Raw genomic sequence first — 15,903 nt, forward strand, 5'->3', positions numbered from 1 at the left:
AACTTAAAACATTAATGCCATTAAAGTTCCAATTCTTTGATAACCAGAACTCACTAATTTATCCCTTGTAAAGTATAAATCAAAGATTTAAAGAGAATGGTATTGGTTATATATTTGAATCCAATAGAATAATAAGAGTTGATTCAACCTATACTCATTCTGAAATCACCAAACCAAGCCTGAAGTTATTATCCAATAATTTGTTTCAAAATGCTAATGAAGAATTTCTTAAGGCTCATGATCATTATAGGCATGGAAGAAATAAGGAGTGCTTATCAGAATGCCTAAAGGCTTTCGAAAGTGTAATGAAAATAATTTGCACCCAAAAGGGGTGGCCGCATGATGAAAAAGATACATCCAGTAAACTTTTAAAGATATGCTTTGATAATAATTTGATACCTCAATACTTACAAACGCAATTTACTTCACTAAGGGCAGTTCTAGATAGCGGCATTCCAACAATCAGGAATCGGATAGGGGGGCATGGACAGGGCAGTGAAAAGAAAGAAGCTGCTGATCAGCTTGTTCGATATGCTTTAAACTTAACTGGTTCTAATATCATTTTTTTAATTGAACAAAGTGAACTTCAGTAATTGGAATCCTTTTGTGGCCTATGCAAGCTGGAAGTACAGAAACCATTGTCAATTAAAAAGGGGCTAAAAATATAAATGTTACGTGTTAATATATTTTTAGCGAGTTGTTCAATTAACTTTTAATTTCATATTAATGCTGTAAACAAACGACGAAGTACAGGCCTAAAAAATAATTTAAAAACTTTATAGTCGAGAAAATTTGTAGGCTTCCCCAAATTTCGGCCACTTGGAAATAGAGATTGCAAATCAATAGATTGTTATCTTTAAAACCTGAAAGATGAAAAAAGGAAAGTTTACCGAAGTACAGATCGTAGCCGCATTGAAGAAACAGGAAGCCGGCATTACCGTAAAAGACATCACCCGTGAACTGGGTATCAGCGAAGCCACCTTTTACTCATGGAAGTCGAAGTACGGCGGCATGGAAGCCTCCGACGTGGTCAAAATGAAGGACCTGGAACGGGAGAATGCCGAACTCAAAAAGATGTTCGCCGAGCTCAGTATTGAGTGCCGCGCCCTGAAAGGCCTCATTGAAAAAAAGTTCTGACGCCCCAGGATAAACGGGAAGCTGTTGACCACCTCGCCCAGGAGGAGCAGCTAAGTAACCGAAAGGCGTGCAAGCTGATGGGTATATCCCGAAGCACCTATCAGTATAAGGCAAAACCAAAGGATGACCGTGAGGTGCAGGATGCCCTCACCACTCTTACCACAAAGCATGCTGCCATAGGCTTTTGGCAGTGCTATTACCGACTGAAGAACAAAGGCAGTGTTTGGAACCATAAAAGGATCTACAGGGTGTATACACAGATGAAACTCAATATTAGGAGAAGAGCAAAGAAGCGGCTGCCGGAACGGGTAAAACAACCCCTGGTGGTGCCTACAGCGCCCAACCAGGTATGGAGCCTTGACTTCATGAGCGACGGCCTGGTGGATGGCAGAAAGTTCCGCCTGCTGAACGTCATCGATGACTTCAATCGCGAATCGTTGGCCGTGGAGGTGGACACCTCCCTGCCCTCCCTTCGGGTGATCCGTGTGCTGGAGCGCCTGGTGCAGCAAAGGGGAAAGCCCGCCAATATCCGAACCGATAATGGGCCGGAATTCATTTGCCACAAACTCCAGGATTGGTGCGAGGATCATCATATCACCCTGCAGTATATCCAGCCGGGAAAGCCCATGCAGAATGCCTACATCGAGCGAAAGAACGGCAGCATGCGCAGGGAACTGCTGAATGCCTACTTGTTTCATAGCCTGAACGAGGTCCGGATCCTGGCCGAGGAGTGGCGGGAAGATTACAACACCGAGCGGCCGCACAAGTCCCTTGGCTATCTTTCGCCGCTTATTTACGCCGGGCAGTATGCTCAAAACCAAAAGGAGGGTTCGCCGCGTTATCCACAAACGGCGAACGAAAATCACTTAAAAATTGAAGAGAGCCGTTTAGTGGATAACGCGATGAGGAAACCCCTGAAAACCAGTTAAAAACCTCTATCTAAAAGTGGCACTAAATAACGGGGAGCCTACAAATTGACTTTTACATGTTTATCCTCTTAAAAGCAAACTCTTTCTCCATCAAACGCAATATTTTTTCCATATTACTTGCCTGCCAAAATCTGTCTTTATAAATTGCGAGTTCTTCATACCGGTAAAAACGATATAGATGCGGTGTTGCAACCTCTACAGCATAAATGCCATTTTCCCCATCTCCACCGGTTCCCTCTGGCTTTAAGTTGGGAATCTCAGTAATACTGGGAAGTGTGGTAATTTGCAATGCAAACAGCTTGCGAGTAAATTTTTCCCAGCCTGACTTTGGAGTTAAGCTACGCCTTCTACTATTAAAGAACCGACTTTCCCCAGTATACTGGCTTCTATCATTCCCATTAAAACTGAGCAGATGTCCACTCCATTTGCCCTGCGTTTTCTTGAGGATGATTAATTGATGGTAAATTAAGTTGCCATATGTACACCAAATCCGGATTTGCAAAGAATCAAATCCTGCTTCTAAGGTGTCCAGATTCAGGTCAGCTATATCCCGTTTCATTTCCCTATAAAATATATCCGGTCTGCCAGGCCTGTACGGAATGTCCTTCAAAAACGTTGTGTCTTGAGCCTGACCTTTAATAGGAGCATTTCCCTTTTCATTATGAGCATTACAATAAAAGTGCAATGCCGATAAAGAAATAAGTATTAAAATGGCGGCTGTTTTCATTTATTCTCAATCAATCAATAAGCTTCTTTTCAATTTAAACCAATCGGCGACACTTTCATCAATCGCCATTTATGGGGCAGCAGTTCCTTTACCCCATTGATCGGGTGTAAATTCCGGGCTATTGTGACCCCCTAATTCCGTTTTCAAGCTGACCCCCTTATTCCGGACGAAGCTGACCCCACCCATGTAAAGGTTTTCTTCCCGGCTTTCGACCCATTCCGGGGCATGTTGACCCCCAGGGAAAGGGATGGCCATTGGCCTGTTCCGGAATATTTTGACCCCTCTGCCGGAATACCCGGCCGCTGTCATTCCGGCACATGTTGACCCCTCTTCCTGGCAATAAAGCGTTCTGTGATGCTGCTTTTCCTCGTCATTTGCTCCTCTAAAATCAACAAGGAGCAATGGCAGCAAAAGCAATAGAAATGGAACAACTCAAACAAATCCTTCAACTCCAAAACGACGGCTTCTCCATAAAAGCCATCGCACGCCATACAGGACTGGCCCGCAATACCGTAAAAAAGTACCTGGCCCGCACTGCAAACACCGACACAGAGCCATCCACTCCGGCTGATGATAACCAATTGGCTTCCATTGCCTATAATGACGATACCACCACCTTCAAAAGCGAACGCTACACCTCCCTGCTCCAACACTTCTGCTATGCCGAAACCGAGGTAAAGAAAGTCGGCGTCACCCGGCAACTTCTCTGGCAGGAATACAAAGAGCAGCACCCCGACGGCTATAACTACAGCCAGTACTGCTTCCGCTTTAGCGAATACCTCCAGCAAAAGGAAGTTGTCATGCACCTGGAACACCGTGCCGGCCTGACCATCATGGTTGACTTTGCCGGAAAAAAGCTTTCCTATACCGATGCCCAAAGCAGGGAGATCATCCCCTGCCAGGTGTTTGTTTCGGTACTGCCCCACAGCGGACTGGTCTTCTGCAAGGCCGTACATACCCAAAACACCTATGATTTTATCGACTGCATTAACTCCATGCTCACCTTTTATGGCGGCGCTGCCCAAACCATCCTCTGTGATAACCTTAAGACTGCCGTGGTACGTCCCAGCCGCTATGAACCCCTCTTTACCGACATGTGCTACCAGCTCAGCGAGCACTTTGCCACCACCTTCAGTGCTGCACGGCCTTACAAACCCCGGGATAAAGCCATGGTGGAACGCTGCGTCAGCATTGTCTACACCCACATCTATGCCCCCTTGCGTAACGAGGTCTTTACCAGCCTGGGAGAGCTCAATGCAGCCATGGCCCTGCAGCTGCAAAAGCTCAATGACAAGGCCTATAAGGGCTCTTCTTACAGCCGTCGCCATCTCTTTGAGCAATATGAGCAGCCGGTGCTTAAAGAACTGCCTGCGGCAGCCTTTGAACTAAAACGGTGCACCATGGCCACCGTGCAGCGTAATTACCATATACAACTGCCTGAGGACCGCAATTATTACAGCATTCCTTTTACCTACGTGGGTAAGAAAGTAAAGGTCCTCTTTGACAACAAGACCGTGGAGGTGTATTACGAGCACTCCCGCATCGCCTTCCATCGGCGCAGTCATACCCTGAAGGGCTATAATACCCAGCCTGACCACATGCCCTCCAGCCACCGCCATGCGCAACAGGTGATGGGCTGGACTTCGGAAGAGCTGTTGGAAAAGGCCCGTAAGGTCGGCACCCATACCCACCAGGTAGTCGGGCACATTCTTACAGCCAGCTTTTTTCCCGAACAGAACTACAAGAGCTGCATTGGCGTGCTGATGCTGGAAAACGCCTTTGGCCAGCAGCGGCTGGAGGCTGCCTGCGCAAGGGCACTGACCGGCACGCGGATCAACTATACCATGATCAAAAACATCCTGGAATGCGGGCTGGACCGCCAGCCACTGGTCCTGGAAGCGGCTCCTTTGCCCCTGCATGAAAATATCCGCGGAGCGGAGCACTACTACTGACAGATACCGGCTTACCCTCGTCCTCAAACAAATAACCCCAATATGAACACAACGCAAACCCTCGAACAACTGCAGCAACTGAAGCTGCAGGGCATGGCTTCTTCTTACAAAATGCAGCTGGAACTGCCGCTGCACCAGCAACTGGACGCCCATGAGCTCATTGCCCGGCTGGTGGAGTCCGAAGTACTGGCGCGGTCTTCGGAGCGTACCGCCAATTACCTGAAGGCAGCGAAGCTGCGCCTGCCGGCCACGCTGGAACAGGTAGACTGCTCCGCTGGTCGCGGAATCAGCAAGGAGCAGCTATCGGCCTTGATGGAGGGGCATTACCTTCACCAGGGAGAGACGGTGTTGATTACCGGGGCCACTGGCTGCGGCAAAAGCTTTTTGGCCTGCGCCCTTGGCCACCAGGCTTGCCTGCAGGGACACAAAACCCTGTACCTGAACATGAACCGGCTGATCGAAAAGATCATGCTTGCCAAACTGGATGGCACATACATCAAGGTGCTGAATCAAATGGAAAGGGCGCCCCTGATCATCCTGGATGATTTTGGTCTTCAGCCACTGGACCAGACCATGAAAGTGGCCCTGTTGCAGATCCTGGAAGACCGGTATGGAAAAAAGCCGGTGGTGATTGCTTCGCAGCTTCCTGTATCGAAGTGGCATGACTATATTAATGAACCAACGCTGGCTGACGCCATTATGGACAGGTTGACAGCAAAGGCCCATCGAATAGAGCTGAAGGGAGAATCCAGGAGAAGAAAAAAACAGTAGTGCGGCACAGGTTGAAACAATATCTTTGATCCGGAAAAGCACATCCTCAAAACGCTCTTTTTATTAGCTCCTCATCATGCCCCTAAACGGGGTCAGCTTGCATCCGGAATGAGGGGGTCAGCTTCAACGGAATAGACAATCGGGTGCATGGGCAGGCGGGCCAGTACATCGGTAAGCCACTCCAGCGGGTTGATCCCGTGCATACGGCAGCAGCCCAGCAGGCTGTACATCATCGCAGCACGTGGGGCCGCATCGTGAGATCCGGTAAACAAAAAGTTCTTTCGACCCAAGGCTACTGGGCGGATAGAGTTCTCGATGAGGTTGCTGTCGATCTGCAGCATGCCGTTCTCCGTATACCGGCATAGCTTTTCCCACCGCTTGACTGAGTAGGCCAGCGCTTTGCCCATAGGGCTTTTGGGCAGCACCTTTGGCAGTTGCTCCTGCATCCACTTTCCCAGTTCCTCCAGGATTTGTACCGATTCTTCCTGCCGGACCTCCCTGATTTTCTCAAAGGAGTTTTCCGCATCCCGGCACCTTCGTTCGACGGCGTACAGTTGTTGAAACCTTTCCAGGGCGTACTCCGCCCGCTCTTTATCAGTTTTAAGGGCCTCCATGAAGTACCGGCGGGCGTGTGCCATACAGTTCAGGTGAATGACCCCTTCCTTATTGTCGTATTTGTCATAGACCTCGTAGCCATCGGTTTGCAAGTGTCCCTTGAAGTCTTTAAGGATGCCCTCCGGGGCCTTTTTGTTCCGGTTTTTCTGGTAATCGAAGAACACCAGCCGGCGTAGGCTGTCCTGGTACACCCAGAAAAAGCCGTTGTGCACCTTCTTCCCCGCCTTGTTGCGATCCAAAACCTTAATGCCGGTCTCGTCGGCATGGAGGTAACCGGCGCTCAGCACCTCCTTCTTTAGGGCTTCGTACAGCACTTCCAAGAGGTTACAGGCGCTTCCGATCCACCCGATGATAGTGGAATAAGGTAAGGTGGTGCCGGCGTGCTCAAAGCGTTGTACCTGCCGGTAGCAGGGCATATGATAAGCGAATTTGTCGATCAGGATTTGCGCCAGAAGGCTGGGGCCGGCAATACACTTCTGAACGGGCTGGACCGGCAACGGCGCCACGATGATCCTGGAGCCGTCGTGCCCTGCCTCTGCCGGCGTTAGATACTTGACGCGGATGATCCGTTTGACATAGAGCTCCGAAGGGGTGATCTCCAGCACCTCGGTAACCGCCTCCCCAATGGCAATGCTGCCTGGCGGGACGTTGTCCGGTTCCAGGCGAATCTCCTCCCGGCGTAACCAGGCCGGCAGGGCGTACCGGCCGGGGTGGTACGTTGGCCTTTTCTCGACTATAGTGCGGGTGTATTGCACCTTTTTCTTCCCGGTGACGGTTACCTCGGCTACGGTTTCGGCATTCAGGTCCAGTGCAAGTTGGGAAGGATTCGGGGATTGGGACCCGACAAAGCGCTCGGCTTTGTGGCCAAAGACCTGCTTTTTAAGCCGGTCCAGCTCGTGCCGGAGGACAGCAATGGTGCCGCGGGCCTCGTGCAATTCCACTTGAGACTGCTCGTAGAGGGCCTTGTAATCTATGGCAGGGGCGGCTTCCATTCCCTACAAATATGCCCCATACAGCGCTGATTTCAAAGGAAAAGGATGGTTATTTTCTATAATTTTAGACGTTAAGACTGCTTCTATTCAGGCTTAACACCTGCACGCATCAAGGGGAAATTGAAGTTTTGAAATAGATGGCGACGCTAAGAATTAGCGAACTTATAAAAGTAAGGGTTCGTATATTTAAATTGTAAAAGGTCACTAAACAATCAGCTTGAAAATACAATCGTTTTTAATGCTACTGTTGCTATCGCTTCTAATAGGGTGCGATTCCTTCTATCCCAAGGCTAATTTTCATCTTATTAACTTTAGTAAAGACAAACCGACAACAGATATAACTGTGAAGTTTGGTGGAGACGTGATTTATTCAGGCCCACTCCACCGTTCAACTGTTGCTCCAGACATACAATACACGTTCAGCAAGAGAGCCTTAAAAGGGAAATACAACATCATCATTGAAGCAGATGGTGGAAGGATCAAGGAAAGTCATCCTCTGATGCTTGGCAAAGACAAGTGGGTGATAATTAGGTACTCTTATTTAAAACCAGTCGACAGCGCAACCTTGCTCCGGGTATATGGATTTGTAGATTCAGCAAGGTTAACGGGGAGTGGCCCGAAGATAACTGTCGGTGTAAGAAATGAGCCAATAAAAGAGTATTACTAAGGCTGCTCATAACTTAGACACACAATATGTATTCAAGGGGTACTGATCACAGGAGCAGGGCAGTTGAAGCCCCAAACTTGGTTTTTGGGCGCATTGACTCTCTTCATCAAACCTTCGCATACCGTTTGCGGTAGCGAACCTGCCTCAGGGATATGCCTTGCAGGATCAGCATCAGCTCCTTGTGGCATATGCGAAAAGAGCCTTCTTCCAAGGCCATCGGTATCTCGAAGGTTCCTTGTTCCAGGCGCTTGGAGTACAGGGCAAAGCCATCCCCCTCCCAGCGCAGCAGCTTTACCTGGTTGCGCCGCCGGCTCAGGAAGATGAAGATATCGCCGCTCAGCGGATCTCCCATCATCTGTTCCCGGACGATGCTGGCCAAGGTGTAAAACCCTTTCCGCATGTCGCAGGCTGTCCGAAATAGGAAGTAGCGGCAGGAATCGCTTAAGGCCAGCATAGGTCAGGATATTAGGGTTCGTAAATAATCCGCCCCTACCGGCTGGTAAAGCTTGATGCTTCCTCCAGCCAGGACCAGTTCGGCGAAGGGTAGAGAATTTTCTGGTGAAGGGGTAGGTTGGTCGTCCGGCATAGCAGGAACTGGCTCGGTGATCTGGAGGGGAATAAAGTTGTTTTCTAGTGGCGTGGTTGTATGGCGGCGGTACTCTTTCAACCAGGAATGGAATAGGGAGTCGGAGAAATCCTGCTGGCGGCAGAAGGATGCAATAGGAAGGCCGCTCTTTTCCCATTGATGGATCAGGTCCAGTTTATCCTTGTCGGTCCGCTTAACTCGTTGCTTTTTGGTGGCTTTGTCCATGCCCGTTTGGTTTTAGGGCAAAGCTATCACCCATCAAACTGCCCGGCAAAATGCTGTTGCTCGTTTGCTTACGTATAAACCACTACGGGGATGGGATGATAAGAAGGGCTGGACTTTAAAACAGCGAGCAGGTCGCTGGCATCTAATGCAGGCAGCGTATTGTCCAGTACAATTAGGGAAGGATAAAGCGAGGGCTCTGTTTCTTCCAGGTAACGCAGAAGGGATTTTCCATTCATAAATTTTTTCACTTCCGCCTCATAGCCGATTTTTTTAAAGGCCTCATCGATCATCATGCGGTCATCTTCTCATCATCCACTACCAGGATCGAAAAGGGCAGGCCATTTTTCATCCCAATAATCGTTCAAGAAGCATACCTGATTAAGTTGCCGGCAATAAAAGCCTATAGAGAAGCACCCCTGATCCGGGAACCGGAACGCCAGAAGGCCTTTGCCAACAGCATCCTGGATGCTTCCCTGAATGGGATTTTTGTGGCTCGTGCCAACCGGGAGGAAGGGGGAAAAGCGAGGGATTTTCAGATTTACAGGATAAACCCGGCCGAATGATGGGGCCACCCGGCGGCATTGCCCTCCAGGGGCCACACAATGCTATGCCGGCAGCAGCACCTGGAAGCTTGCCCCTTTTCCCAATTCGCTGTTAGCCAGAACAGAGCCACGGTGGTTCGCTACCACCTTTTGCACAATAGCAAGGCCTACTCCGGTCCCCTCGTACTCCTGGCGCCCATGCAGGCGCTGGAAGATCTGGAAGACCTTTTCGGCATGCTCCGGCTCGAATCCGATGCCGTTGTCTGCCACTTCTATGAGGTAATAAGGGCCGCCACCGCCTGCGGCAAACTGCCGGAGCGTCGCTTCCCCTTCCCGCACCATCTTGCTGCGCACCCAGATTTCCGGGGTCCGATCTTCCCTGCGGTACTTGAGCGCATTACTGATCAGGTTTTGAAATAACAGCCGCAGTTGCGCCGGGTCTCCAGGGATTCCGGGCAGTTGCTCCACATGCACCAGGGTGCCGGTTTGGTGGATGGGATCCTTAAGCTCATGAAGCACCTCCTGGACCACTGCATTCAGACGAACCTTTACCTGCAAATGGGGCTTTTCGCTCACTTTTGCGTACAGCAACAGGTCGTCGATCACTCTTCTCATCCACGCTGCCGCACTTACCATGCGCTCCAGCATCCGGATGCTTTCCGCTACAGGAGTAGTGGTAAGCCCCTTTTTCAGGCGCTCTGAAAAGTATTGGATCTTTCGTAATGGCTCATGAAGGTCGTGGGAGGCGGCGTAGGTAAACTCCTCCAGGCTGGTGTTGGACCGTTTCAGTTCCTTCACCGAATGCTCCAGGTCGAGTTGGGCTTCCTTAAGGGAGGAAATATCCGTCAGAATGGCAATAAGCTGGCTGGGGTCTATCCGGAAAAGGGAGATCTCCAGCCACTTTCCGGTTGGCTCACAGAAGAGCTCGGCATGCCGGGGTTTCCCCGTCTTCAAGACCCGGATACACCACTGTAAATAGGATGACTTCCAGTATTGGGGGACCAGCTGGGTGAGGGTCTGTGACAGGTACACTTCTTTGGGAATGCCCGTCAGCTTTACGGCGGCCTCGTTGACCACAAGCGGTCCCAGGTCGGTGATCCGGCCTTGCCGGTCCCGGATCGCTGCACCCACAGAAATGCCGCTGGAGGAGCGCTTCAGGATGTTTTCCAGCAGGCTTAGTTGCTGCTCGATCGTCCTGGTGGCATTTTTTTGCGGGCTGATATCGGTAAAGCCCGCCAGGAGGCTATCGTCCAGCTTTACGAAAGAAACCTGGAACCAGGCGTCGAGGCGCCCTTCCAGGTAGTGGACCTCCATGTAGGACGGGGTACCGGTTTGAAAAACACGGCGGAGCATTTCAAAGACCCCTGTTTGAAGTTCGGTGGGGAAAATGCCGACAGTGGACTTTTGAAGGAACTGCTCTTCGGAAAGCGATAACATCCGGGGCAAAGCCGGGTTGACCCGCTCGATTAAGAAGTCCACCACCCTGCCTGCGTGGTCGTGCACGGCACGGGCAATCAATATACCGTTTGGAGAAGCGGACAGGATGCTGTCGGCCAGTACACTTAGACCGTCCCGTTCATTGCCGGCAGGGGTCTCTTCGGTGATATCCCCAAATTCAATGAATACGCCGCCCCGCAAGCGGGTAAACCGGGCCAGAAAACGCCGGTTGGTCCGTAGGTTAACGATCGGGGTTTGGGACTTTTCCCCGGTTTGATATACCCGGATCATTTCCTGGAGGACGGCACCCTTTACCTCCCCGCTCAGGGTCGGGATGTTTGAAATGCAAAGGCCTGCTAGCTCCTGCCGGGATAAATCGAAGGGTTTGCAGCCTTCTTTGTTGCAATAGACCAGCTGGAAATCGACAGGAGGCCCGTTCCCATCCGCAAAAACGGGCCTTGCCCAAATAAGACCCTGGGACTGAGCGTCGAAAAGTTCGGAAAAGAACTGGGGATCGTATGGGAGTTGTTCCATTTTTATTTGGATTACCACAATTTACGATGTTTGGCAGATCGTTCCTTTCCCTTGGTTGAGATCCGGGTATCCCACCACCGGGATAATTCCGGGAGCTCTGCCGGTTTCGGCCTGGGATCGCTCCTGCAACGCGATTGAAGCAATGCCTGTGGCTGCACTGCGGGACGGCATGTTGCCTTTGGTTCAAAGGGAGCGATTGTCGCATTACCCGTCCCCTGCTTTTTCTTCAGCCTTGCCGCTTTGCAGTTTATAGGGTATTGTGGATCCAGCGTTTCAGCCCAACCACACCAATATGCTCCGCAGGCACTTCATCTCCCAATAAGGCCCGGGGCTTTTATTCATCCATGCGGTCAAAGATTATTTTTAGCACTGCAATAAAAGGTAGGAAAAAACCTGCCGGACAAACCTCATAAGCCACTGCCCGTCAACAGGGGATTAATGAAATCAGCGGATTGATCTGTGCTTTGGAGGATACGATCCGGGAAACCAATATGCGGTTATCCATTAACGGGTGGAAAAACAGGCTGCGGTGGTGGCCCGTCGGGTAGAAAATCCCGGGGTATTTAACGAAACAGCTATTATGGATAAAAGCAGGGGCTTCATTCCCACGAGGCCCATTATTCCCCATACAGTGCCCAACGTATGGGTTTACAAGTGCCGGCTGTCGTCAGCGGATGCCGGAGACCCGGCTGGGGCCCGGTTTAAAACATTATGCTCCTGCTATTGGAAAGAAACGTACATTACAGCTATTCAAAAGCATTTTGTATTCATTCCTTCCCACGGCTGCCCGGTTTCAATTTTTACACCTGCTTTTATATTGCCACTTCGCTTCATGAAAAGTACTTAGGGCAGGCCAGGGATGGCCCTGATCGAAAACTGAAAAAGTATTAAAGACAACATAAAAACAGATATATGATACCCCTGCAGGAATTAAGAATAGGCAACTGGATCATGGATGATACTTCCGGTGAAGTGTATCAAATAAGAAGTGGCCTGGATATCGACAGCCATTCCCATGGCTTTTCACCTGTCCCGATAACGCCTGAAGTGCTGGCAAAATGCGGTTTTGCTTTTCATGATTATTTCAGGGTCTGGCAGAAAAATAAACCGGTAGCCGGCACAGGCCCCGATATGGAACTGGACCCGGACTACTGGGTGCTTGATTTTTCCAAACACCGTATCGGGGTGGAATTGAAAGGGTTGCATCAATTGCAGAACCTGTATTTTTTATTGAAAGGCAGGGAACTGAAGATTATGGAATAACAGACTTCGTTTTGGTGCGGCATGGCCTGCCCTTAAACTTCATTTATGGCAAAGATTTTTACGGTTGAATTCCTTTATCGGGGTACCCTTGCCTCTGCATTGGTAAGCGTGGGTGAGAAAGGGCAGGACCCCTGGTTTCATATAAGATTCCATGACGAGGCGTTGGATCAGCTGCTTCAAACCGGTCATCTCAGGTATGCTGGCATAAAGGGCTACAGGAATACCGGGGCTTATAATAGAGCAGGCGCGAAAGAGTTGTTGGAATCCTTAGGACAGGAGATAGAAAGCTACCTTACCAGCAAAAAAACAATGGATGCTTCTGTCAAATGACGCAACCACCCGAAGGACTTTCCTCGTTTATCGGTTCCCGGGAAAGCCTGGAAGCGGATGCGCGCGAACGGAAGCAGCGGGCCGAAGCAGGGGGAATTCAGCTGAACTCGTACAAGAATGAAGAAATGCTTTATGTATGGATGCTGTTAAACCTTCCGGAGTCAAAGAAAGCGCGGCGGCAGATCATGGAATTAATTAAGGGGGCATAAGGGAAAGCAAGCCTTGCGGGGCAAACAACGGGAGCTGGCGTGGTGATTCGCAAGTGGCGGTACCGCACCCCTTCCAACGCGGGTACCCCGGGTCTATTCTTTGGCTTTTTCCACCAAAACATTCAGTCTCATTTCCTCCACGTCCAATTCCTGTTCTATTTTCCTGATGGCAGTATCGCTAAAGCGGCCTTCCTTGTGCAGCTTAATCAGCAACTGTCGCTGGAACCGGGCGATCTCCCGTTGTGCAAACAACAGCTGGCGGAGCGGTGATAATAATAAGGGCCCTTCCTCTTTACCCCTTGTTTTTAAATGGATAATTTCCCTGGAAAGCCCGTCTGCTACCTGTTCGTACCTGCTTTTCATCTGCCCCTTTAACTTATTGTCCAATGGCCCGGGGAAGTCATGCTCGATAAAATTGATGACACTGTTGACGATAAGCAATAACAATTCTTTGCTTTCCTGGTCCGTATCCTCTTTGGGGGTTACGCCTAAAAGCCGGATGAGCAGGGGCAGGGAAACTCCCTGCACCACCAGGGTGACAAAAATGACCACGAAACCCAGGAATAAAATGATATTGCGCTGAGGAAAGGCACTCCCATCCTCTAAGGTTAACGGGAGCGCCATCGCTGTTGCCAGGGACACCACGCCCCTGGTGCCTACCCAGGCTATGATCATCAGGTTTTTCCAGGGAATTTCCTGCTCCTCTTCTGCCGGCAGGCCAGGTGCCGGCTTTTTCCCTGTGAACAGCAGCGGGGAATAGGCGCCTGCAAACACCCAGGCAATGCGGACCAGGATGGTAACCGCGCTGATAATCAATCCATAACCGATCAGCTCTGCCGGCGTGTAGGCAACCAGTCCCTTTAATATGGCAGGCAGCTGGAGCCCTATGAGAATAAAGACAAAACCATTGAGCAAAAAAATAAGCGTGTCCCAAACCGCCCGGTTGCGCATCCGGGTCTGATACGTAAACACTTCGGTGGCATGCCTCGAAACCAGCAGGCCGGCACTGACCACCGCCAATACGCCGGATGTATGTACATGCTCGGCCGATAGGTAGGAAACGAAAGGGGTTAACAGCGATAAGCTGGTTTCCACAAGGGAATTATGCCTGATTTGTTTATGGACAAATACGAACACCCCGCCAATCAGCAGTCCCACGATTATTCCACCGCCGGCGACAAATAAAAACTGCAACCCGGCCCGCCAGAAAATAAAGGCCCCGGTGGAGACAGCTGCAAGGGCATAGCGATAGGCGATGAGGGCGGACGCATCATTGACCAGGCTTTCACCTTCCAGGATCGTAAGGACCTTTTTGTTCAGGCCAAGGCCCTTGATCAAACTGGTGGCCGCTACGGCATCGGGAGGAGAAACGATCGCTCCTAACAGAAAAGCCAAGGGCCAGCTAAAGCCGGGGATAACGTAATGGGCTGCCACGGCAACGGCAGTAGCCGTAAAAAAGACCAGGGTAATGGCCAGCGCCGAAATCGGCTTTATCGAGGTCCGGAAATCCTGCCACGAAGTTTTGGCCGCTGCATCGTACAGCAACGGGGGAAGAAACATCAGGAAAACTATGTCCGGCTCCAAGGCAAGGTCGGGCAAAAAGGGGACAAACCCAATGAGCAAACCAACCGACACCAGCAGTATGGGATAAGGCAGCTTTAGCTTGTCGGCAATTGCGGACAGGCTGATAAGAATAGCCATTAAAAAAATAACAATTTCAAAGTTACCCATACGCTTCCTGATGCACGAACCGGGGCACCGGCGGCCTCCGGTATACATAGACAGACTCCCTTGCAAAACAGATACCGGTGAACCAGGATCCCCGTCTCCTGGAAGGATTTCCCTCCCTTCCGGACGGATCGATCGTTCTTAAGCCGGCTAAAAGCCCCCGGGAGGGACCGGTGCCGGGAAGAGGGCTTCTTTCCGGTAGCAAAGAGTTAATTCATAAACCAAGGAATAAATACCAGCGAATACCTACCGGTCGCCTCATCGGGGGACATACTTTCTTGCAGGGATACAGGTAATCGCATTCTTAAGGCTTGATTACCTGGTCAATTTGCAGTCCTATAGCTTGTATAATATCGCTTCGGTAATGGTCCCCTTTCCAGCCGGCAGCTGTACGGTACAAGTGCATCTTTTGTGGCAGGTGATAAAGAAGAATCATAGCCCTCGGGGTATTTATTTTGCAATAAAAAGGCCATCTACAACACTTTCCATATCATAAGTCAGGGAAGTGCTGTCGACTGAAAGGTGAACCGGGATAGCCAATACAGTGGAATTGAAGGTGAAGAAAAATAGTTTCCATACTTGCTGTAAAGGCTTTTAGGAGAACCAGTAGTAGTAAAGCGAGGTGTGAAGGTAAGCTTACTAAGCGATCCATCAAGTTATTGTTCAGATTTTGATGACATTGACGTCACCTCCACATAGACAGGGCGTAAACTTGGAGGTAAATACAGGTTGAGCTGGTCCCTCCTTGTATTTTCCCGCAGGGTTACCACGCATGAAAGCTGTGTCAACTATTCTCACGTACGTATAACAGGTTCCAGGGGGCGGTGTATGGGTATCTATGCCGGCAGCGGGATCCGCGGAAAAGGGAGTGGTTTTTGGCAATGGGAAGTCGGGGCATCAGTGCTTTTGTTCGCTTATCCGGAGCCCGATGTCGTCCAGCAGATCCTGGTTGCCCGGGTTTCCCAAACAGCTGTTGGCATGAATATATACGGTAATAACGGAAGGCGGCTGTCCGCCTCCTCCGTTCCCTTCGTAATAGGAAAGAGAGACGCTATAGCTTCCCAGCAGGTTTCTCCGGACCTCGTAGTGCGCCAGGGCCCCGTTGTATAAAACTTCTATTTTAATTGCCATGACCGCCAGCGTTTATTCGTGGATTCAAAAAATAAATTCATTACTGGCTGTTCACTGCTTCCGGGAGGGAACAAGGAGTAAGAATAAGCATCGCTCCGGCCATTACTGCCCAATAATCATGCTATACC

General features: G+C 50.2%; 14 protein-coding genes and 1 pseudogene. 7 read left to right on the forward strand and 8 right to left on the reverse strand.

The annotated features are described in order from the left end of the window. Positions 1-74: 74 nt before the first annotated feature. Positions 75-593, forward strand: a complete 519-nt coding sequence (locus V9K67_RS26160; RefSeq protein ID WP_414696818.1) for an abortive infection family protein — start codon at positions 75-77, stop codon at positions 591-593. Positions 594-870: 277 nt separating this feature from the next. After that, a pseudogene (locus V9K67_RS26165) lies at positions 871-1,943 on the forward strand (IS3 family transposase); the annotation flags it as partial. A 175-nt stretch (positions 1,944-2,118) separates the two neighbouring features. Here V9K67_RS26165 and V9K67_RS26170 read toward each other — a convergent pair. Further along, on the reverse strand, positions 2,119-2,793 hold the full coding sequence (locus tag V9K67_RS26170; protein ID WP_336727929.1) for a hypothetical protein: 675 nt from the start codon (positions 2,791-2,793) through the stop codon (positions 2,119-2,121). A gap of 422 nt (positions 2,794-3,215) precedes the next feature. On the opposite strand from V9K67_RS26170, the gene istA reads away from it, so the two are divergent. Continuing rightward, entirely contained in the window at positions 3,216-4,745 is a 1,530-nt protein-coding gene (istA, locus tag V9K67_RS26175; RefSeq protein ID WP_336727931.1) for an IS21 family transposase, read from the forward strand. A gap of 42 nt (positions 4,746-4,787) precedes the next feature. Continuing rightward, positions 4,788-5,516 (forward strand): IS21-like element helper ATPase IstB, encoded by a 729-nt coding sequence (istB, locus tag V9K67_RS26180; RefSeq protein ID WP_336727933.1) that lies wholly within the window; start codon positions 4,788-4,790, stop codon positions 5,514-5,516. A 92-nt stretch (positions 5,517-5,608) separates the two neighbouring features. Here the strand turns inward: istB and tnpC are convergent, their stop codons facing one another. Continuing rightward, entirely contained in the window at positions 5,609-7,123 is a 1,515-nt protein-coding gene (tnpC, locus tag V9K67_RS26185; protein WP_336727935.1) for an IS66 family transposase, read from the reverse strand. A gap of 217 nt (positions 7,124-7,340) precedes the next feature. Here tnpC and V9K67_RS26190 point away from each other — a divergent pair, with 217 nt between their 5' ends. Beyond that, positions 7,341-7,790, forward strand: a complete 450-nt coding sequence (locus V9K67_RS26190) for a hypothetical protein (RefSeq protein WP_336727937.1) — start codon at positions 7,341-7,343, stop codon at positions 7,788-7,790. 106 nt (positions 7,791-7,896) lie between these two features. Here V9K67_RS26190 and tnpB read toward each other — a convergent pair whose 3' ends face one another. From tnpB to V9K67_RS26210, 4 genes are all read right to left on the reverse strand, one after another. Continuing rightward, a complete protein-coding gene (gene tnpB, locus V9K67_RS26195; protein ID WP_336727939.1) occupies positions 7,897-8,244 on the reverse strand; it encodes an IS66 family insertion sequence element accessory protein TnpB in 348 nt (115 codons plus the stop codon). 3 nt (positions 8,245-8,247) lie between these two features. After that, positions 8,248-8,601: an IS66 family insertion sequence element accessory protein TnpA gene (gene tnpA / locus V9K67_RS26200; protein ID WP_336727941.1), complete on the reverse strand. Its 354-nt coding sequence runs from the start codon at positions 8,599-8,601 to the stop codon at positions 8,248-8,250. Positions 8,602-8,669: 68 nt separating this feature from the next. Then, positions 8,670-8,894 (reverse strand): response regulator, encoded by a 225-nt coding sequence (locus V9K67_RS26205; RefSeq protein WP_336727943.1) that lies wholly within the window; start codon positions 8,892-8,894, stop codon positions 8,670-8,672. A 312-nt stretch (positions 8,895-9,206) separates the two neighbouring features. Beyond that, positions 9,207-11,114, reverse strand: coding sequence for a sensor histidine kinase (locus V9K67_RS26210; RefSeq protein WP_336727945.1), 1,908 nt, complete (start codon positions 11,112-11,114; stop codon positions 9,207-9,209). A 912-nt stretch (positions 11,115-12,026) separates the two neighbouring features. Here V9K67_RS26210 and V9K67_RS26215 point away from each other — a divergent pair. Together V9K67_RS26215 and V9K67_RS26220 are read left to right on the forward strand one after the other, a co-directional pair. Beyond that, the gene (locus tag V9K67_RS26215) at positions 12,027-12,377 is read left to right on the forward strand and encodes a hypothetical protein (protein WP_336727948.1); all 351 of its coding nucleotides are present in this window, start codon (positions 12,027-12,029) and stop codon (positions 12,375-12,377) included. A 45-nt stretch (positions 12,378-12,422) separates the two neighbouring features. Beyond that, on the forward strand, positions 12,423-12,707 hold the full coding sequence (locus tag V9K67_RS26220; RefSeq protein WP_336727950.1) for a hypothetical protein: 285 nt from the start codon (positions 12,423-12,425) through the stop codon (positions 12,705-12,707). A 302-nt stretch (positions 12,708-13,009) separates the two neighbouring features. Here the strand turns inward: V9K67_RS26220 and V9K67_RS26225 are convergent, their stop codons facing one another. Together V9K67_RS26225 and V9K67_RS26230 are read right to left on the reverse strand one after the other, a co-directional pair. Continuing rightward, positions 13,010-14,617 (reverse strand): Na+/H+ antiporter, encoded by a 1,608-nt coding sequence (locus V9K67_RS26225; protein WP_336727951.1) that lies wholly within the window; start codon positions 14,615-14,617, stop codon positions 13,010-13,012. Between the two features lie 924 nt (positions 14,618-15,541). Then, on the reverse strand, positions 15,542-15,775 hold the full coding sequence (locus V9K67_RS26230; RefSeq protein ID WP_336727952.1) for a hypothetical protein: 234 nt from the start codon (positions 15,773-15,775) through the stop codon (positions 15,542-15,544). Positions 15,776-15,903 lie beyond the last annotated feature (128 nt).

This window comes from Huijunlia imazamoxiresistens (assembly GCF_037132455.1).
Classification (GTDB): domain Bacteria; phylum Bacteroidota; class Bacteroidia; order Chitinophagales; family Chitinophagaceae; genus Flavisolibacter; species Flavisolibacter imazamoxiresistens.

Excerpts from the sequence above, each read along its gene's own strand:
- V9K67_RS26170 (WP_336727929.1), bottom strand. The coding sequence starts at position 2,793 with ATGAAAACAGCCGCCATTTTAATACTTATTTCTTTATCGGCATTGCAC.
- istA (WP_336727931.1), top strand. The coding sequence starts at position 3,216 with ATGGAACAACTCAAACAAATCCTTCAACTCCAAAACGACGGCTTCTCC.
- istB (WP_336727933.1), top strand. The coding sequence starts at position 4,788 with ATGAACACAACGCAAACCCTCGAACAACTGCAGCAACTGAAGCTGCAG.
- tnpC (WP_336727935.1), bottom strand. The coding sequence starts at position 7,123 with ATGGAAGCCGCCCCTGCCATAGATTACAAGGCCCTCTACGAGCAGTCT.
- tnpB (WP_336727939.1), bottom strand. The coding sequence starts at position 8,244 with ATGCTGGCCTTAAGCGATTCCTGCCGCTACTTCCTATTTCGGACAGCC.
- tnpA (WP_336727941.1), bottom strand. The coding sequence starts at position 8,601 with ATGGACAAAGCCACCAAAAAGCAACGAGTTAAGCGGACCGACAAGGAT.
- V9K67_RS26205 (WP_336727943.1), bottom strand. The coding sequence starts at position 8,894 with ATGATGATCGATGAGGCCTTTAAAAAAATCGGCTATGAGGCGGAAGTG.
- V9K67_RS26210 (WP_336727945.1), bottom strand. The coding sequence starts at position 11,114 with ATGGAACAACTCCCATACGATCCCCAGTTCTTTTCCGAACTTTTCGAC.
- V9K67_RS26215 (WP_336727948.1), top strand. The coding sequence starts at position 12,027 with ATGATACCCCTGCAGGAATTAAGAATAGGCAACTGGATCATGGATGAT.
- V9K67_RS26220 (WP_336727950.1), top strand. The coding sequence starts at position 12,423 with ATGGCAAAGATTTTTACGGTTGAATTCCTTTATCGGGGTACCCTTGCC.
- V9K67_RS26225 (WP_336727951.1), bottom strand. The coding sequence starts at position 14,617 with ATGGCTATTCTTATCAGCCTGTCCGCAATTGCCGACAAGCTAAAGCTG.
- V9K67_RS26230 (WP_336727952.1), bottom strand. The coding sequence starts at position 15,775 with ATGGCAATTAAAATAGAAGTTTTATACAACGGGGCCCTGGCGCACTAC.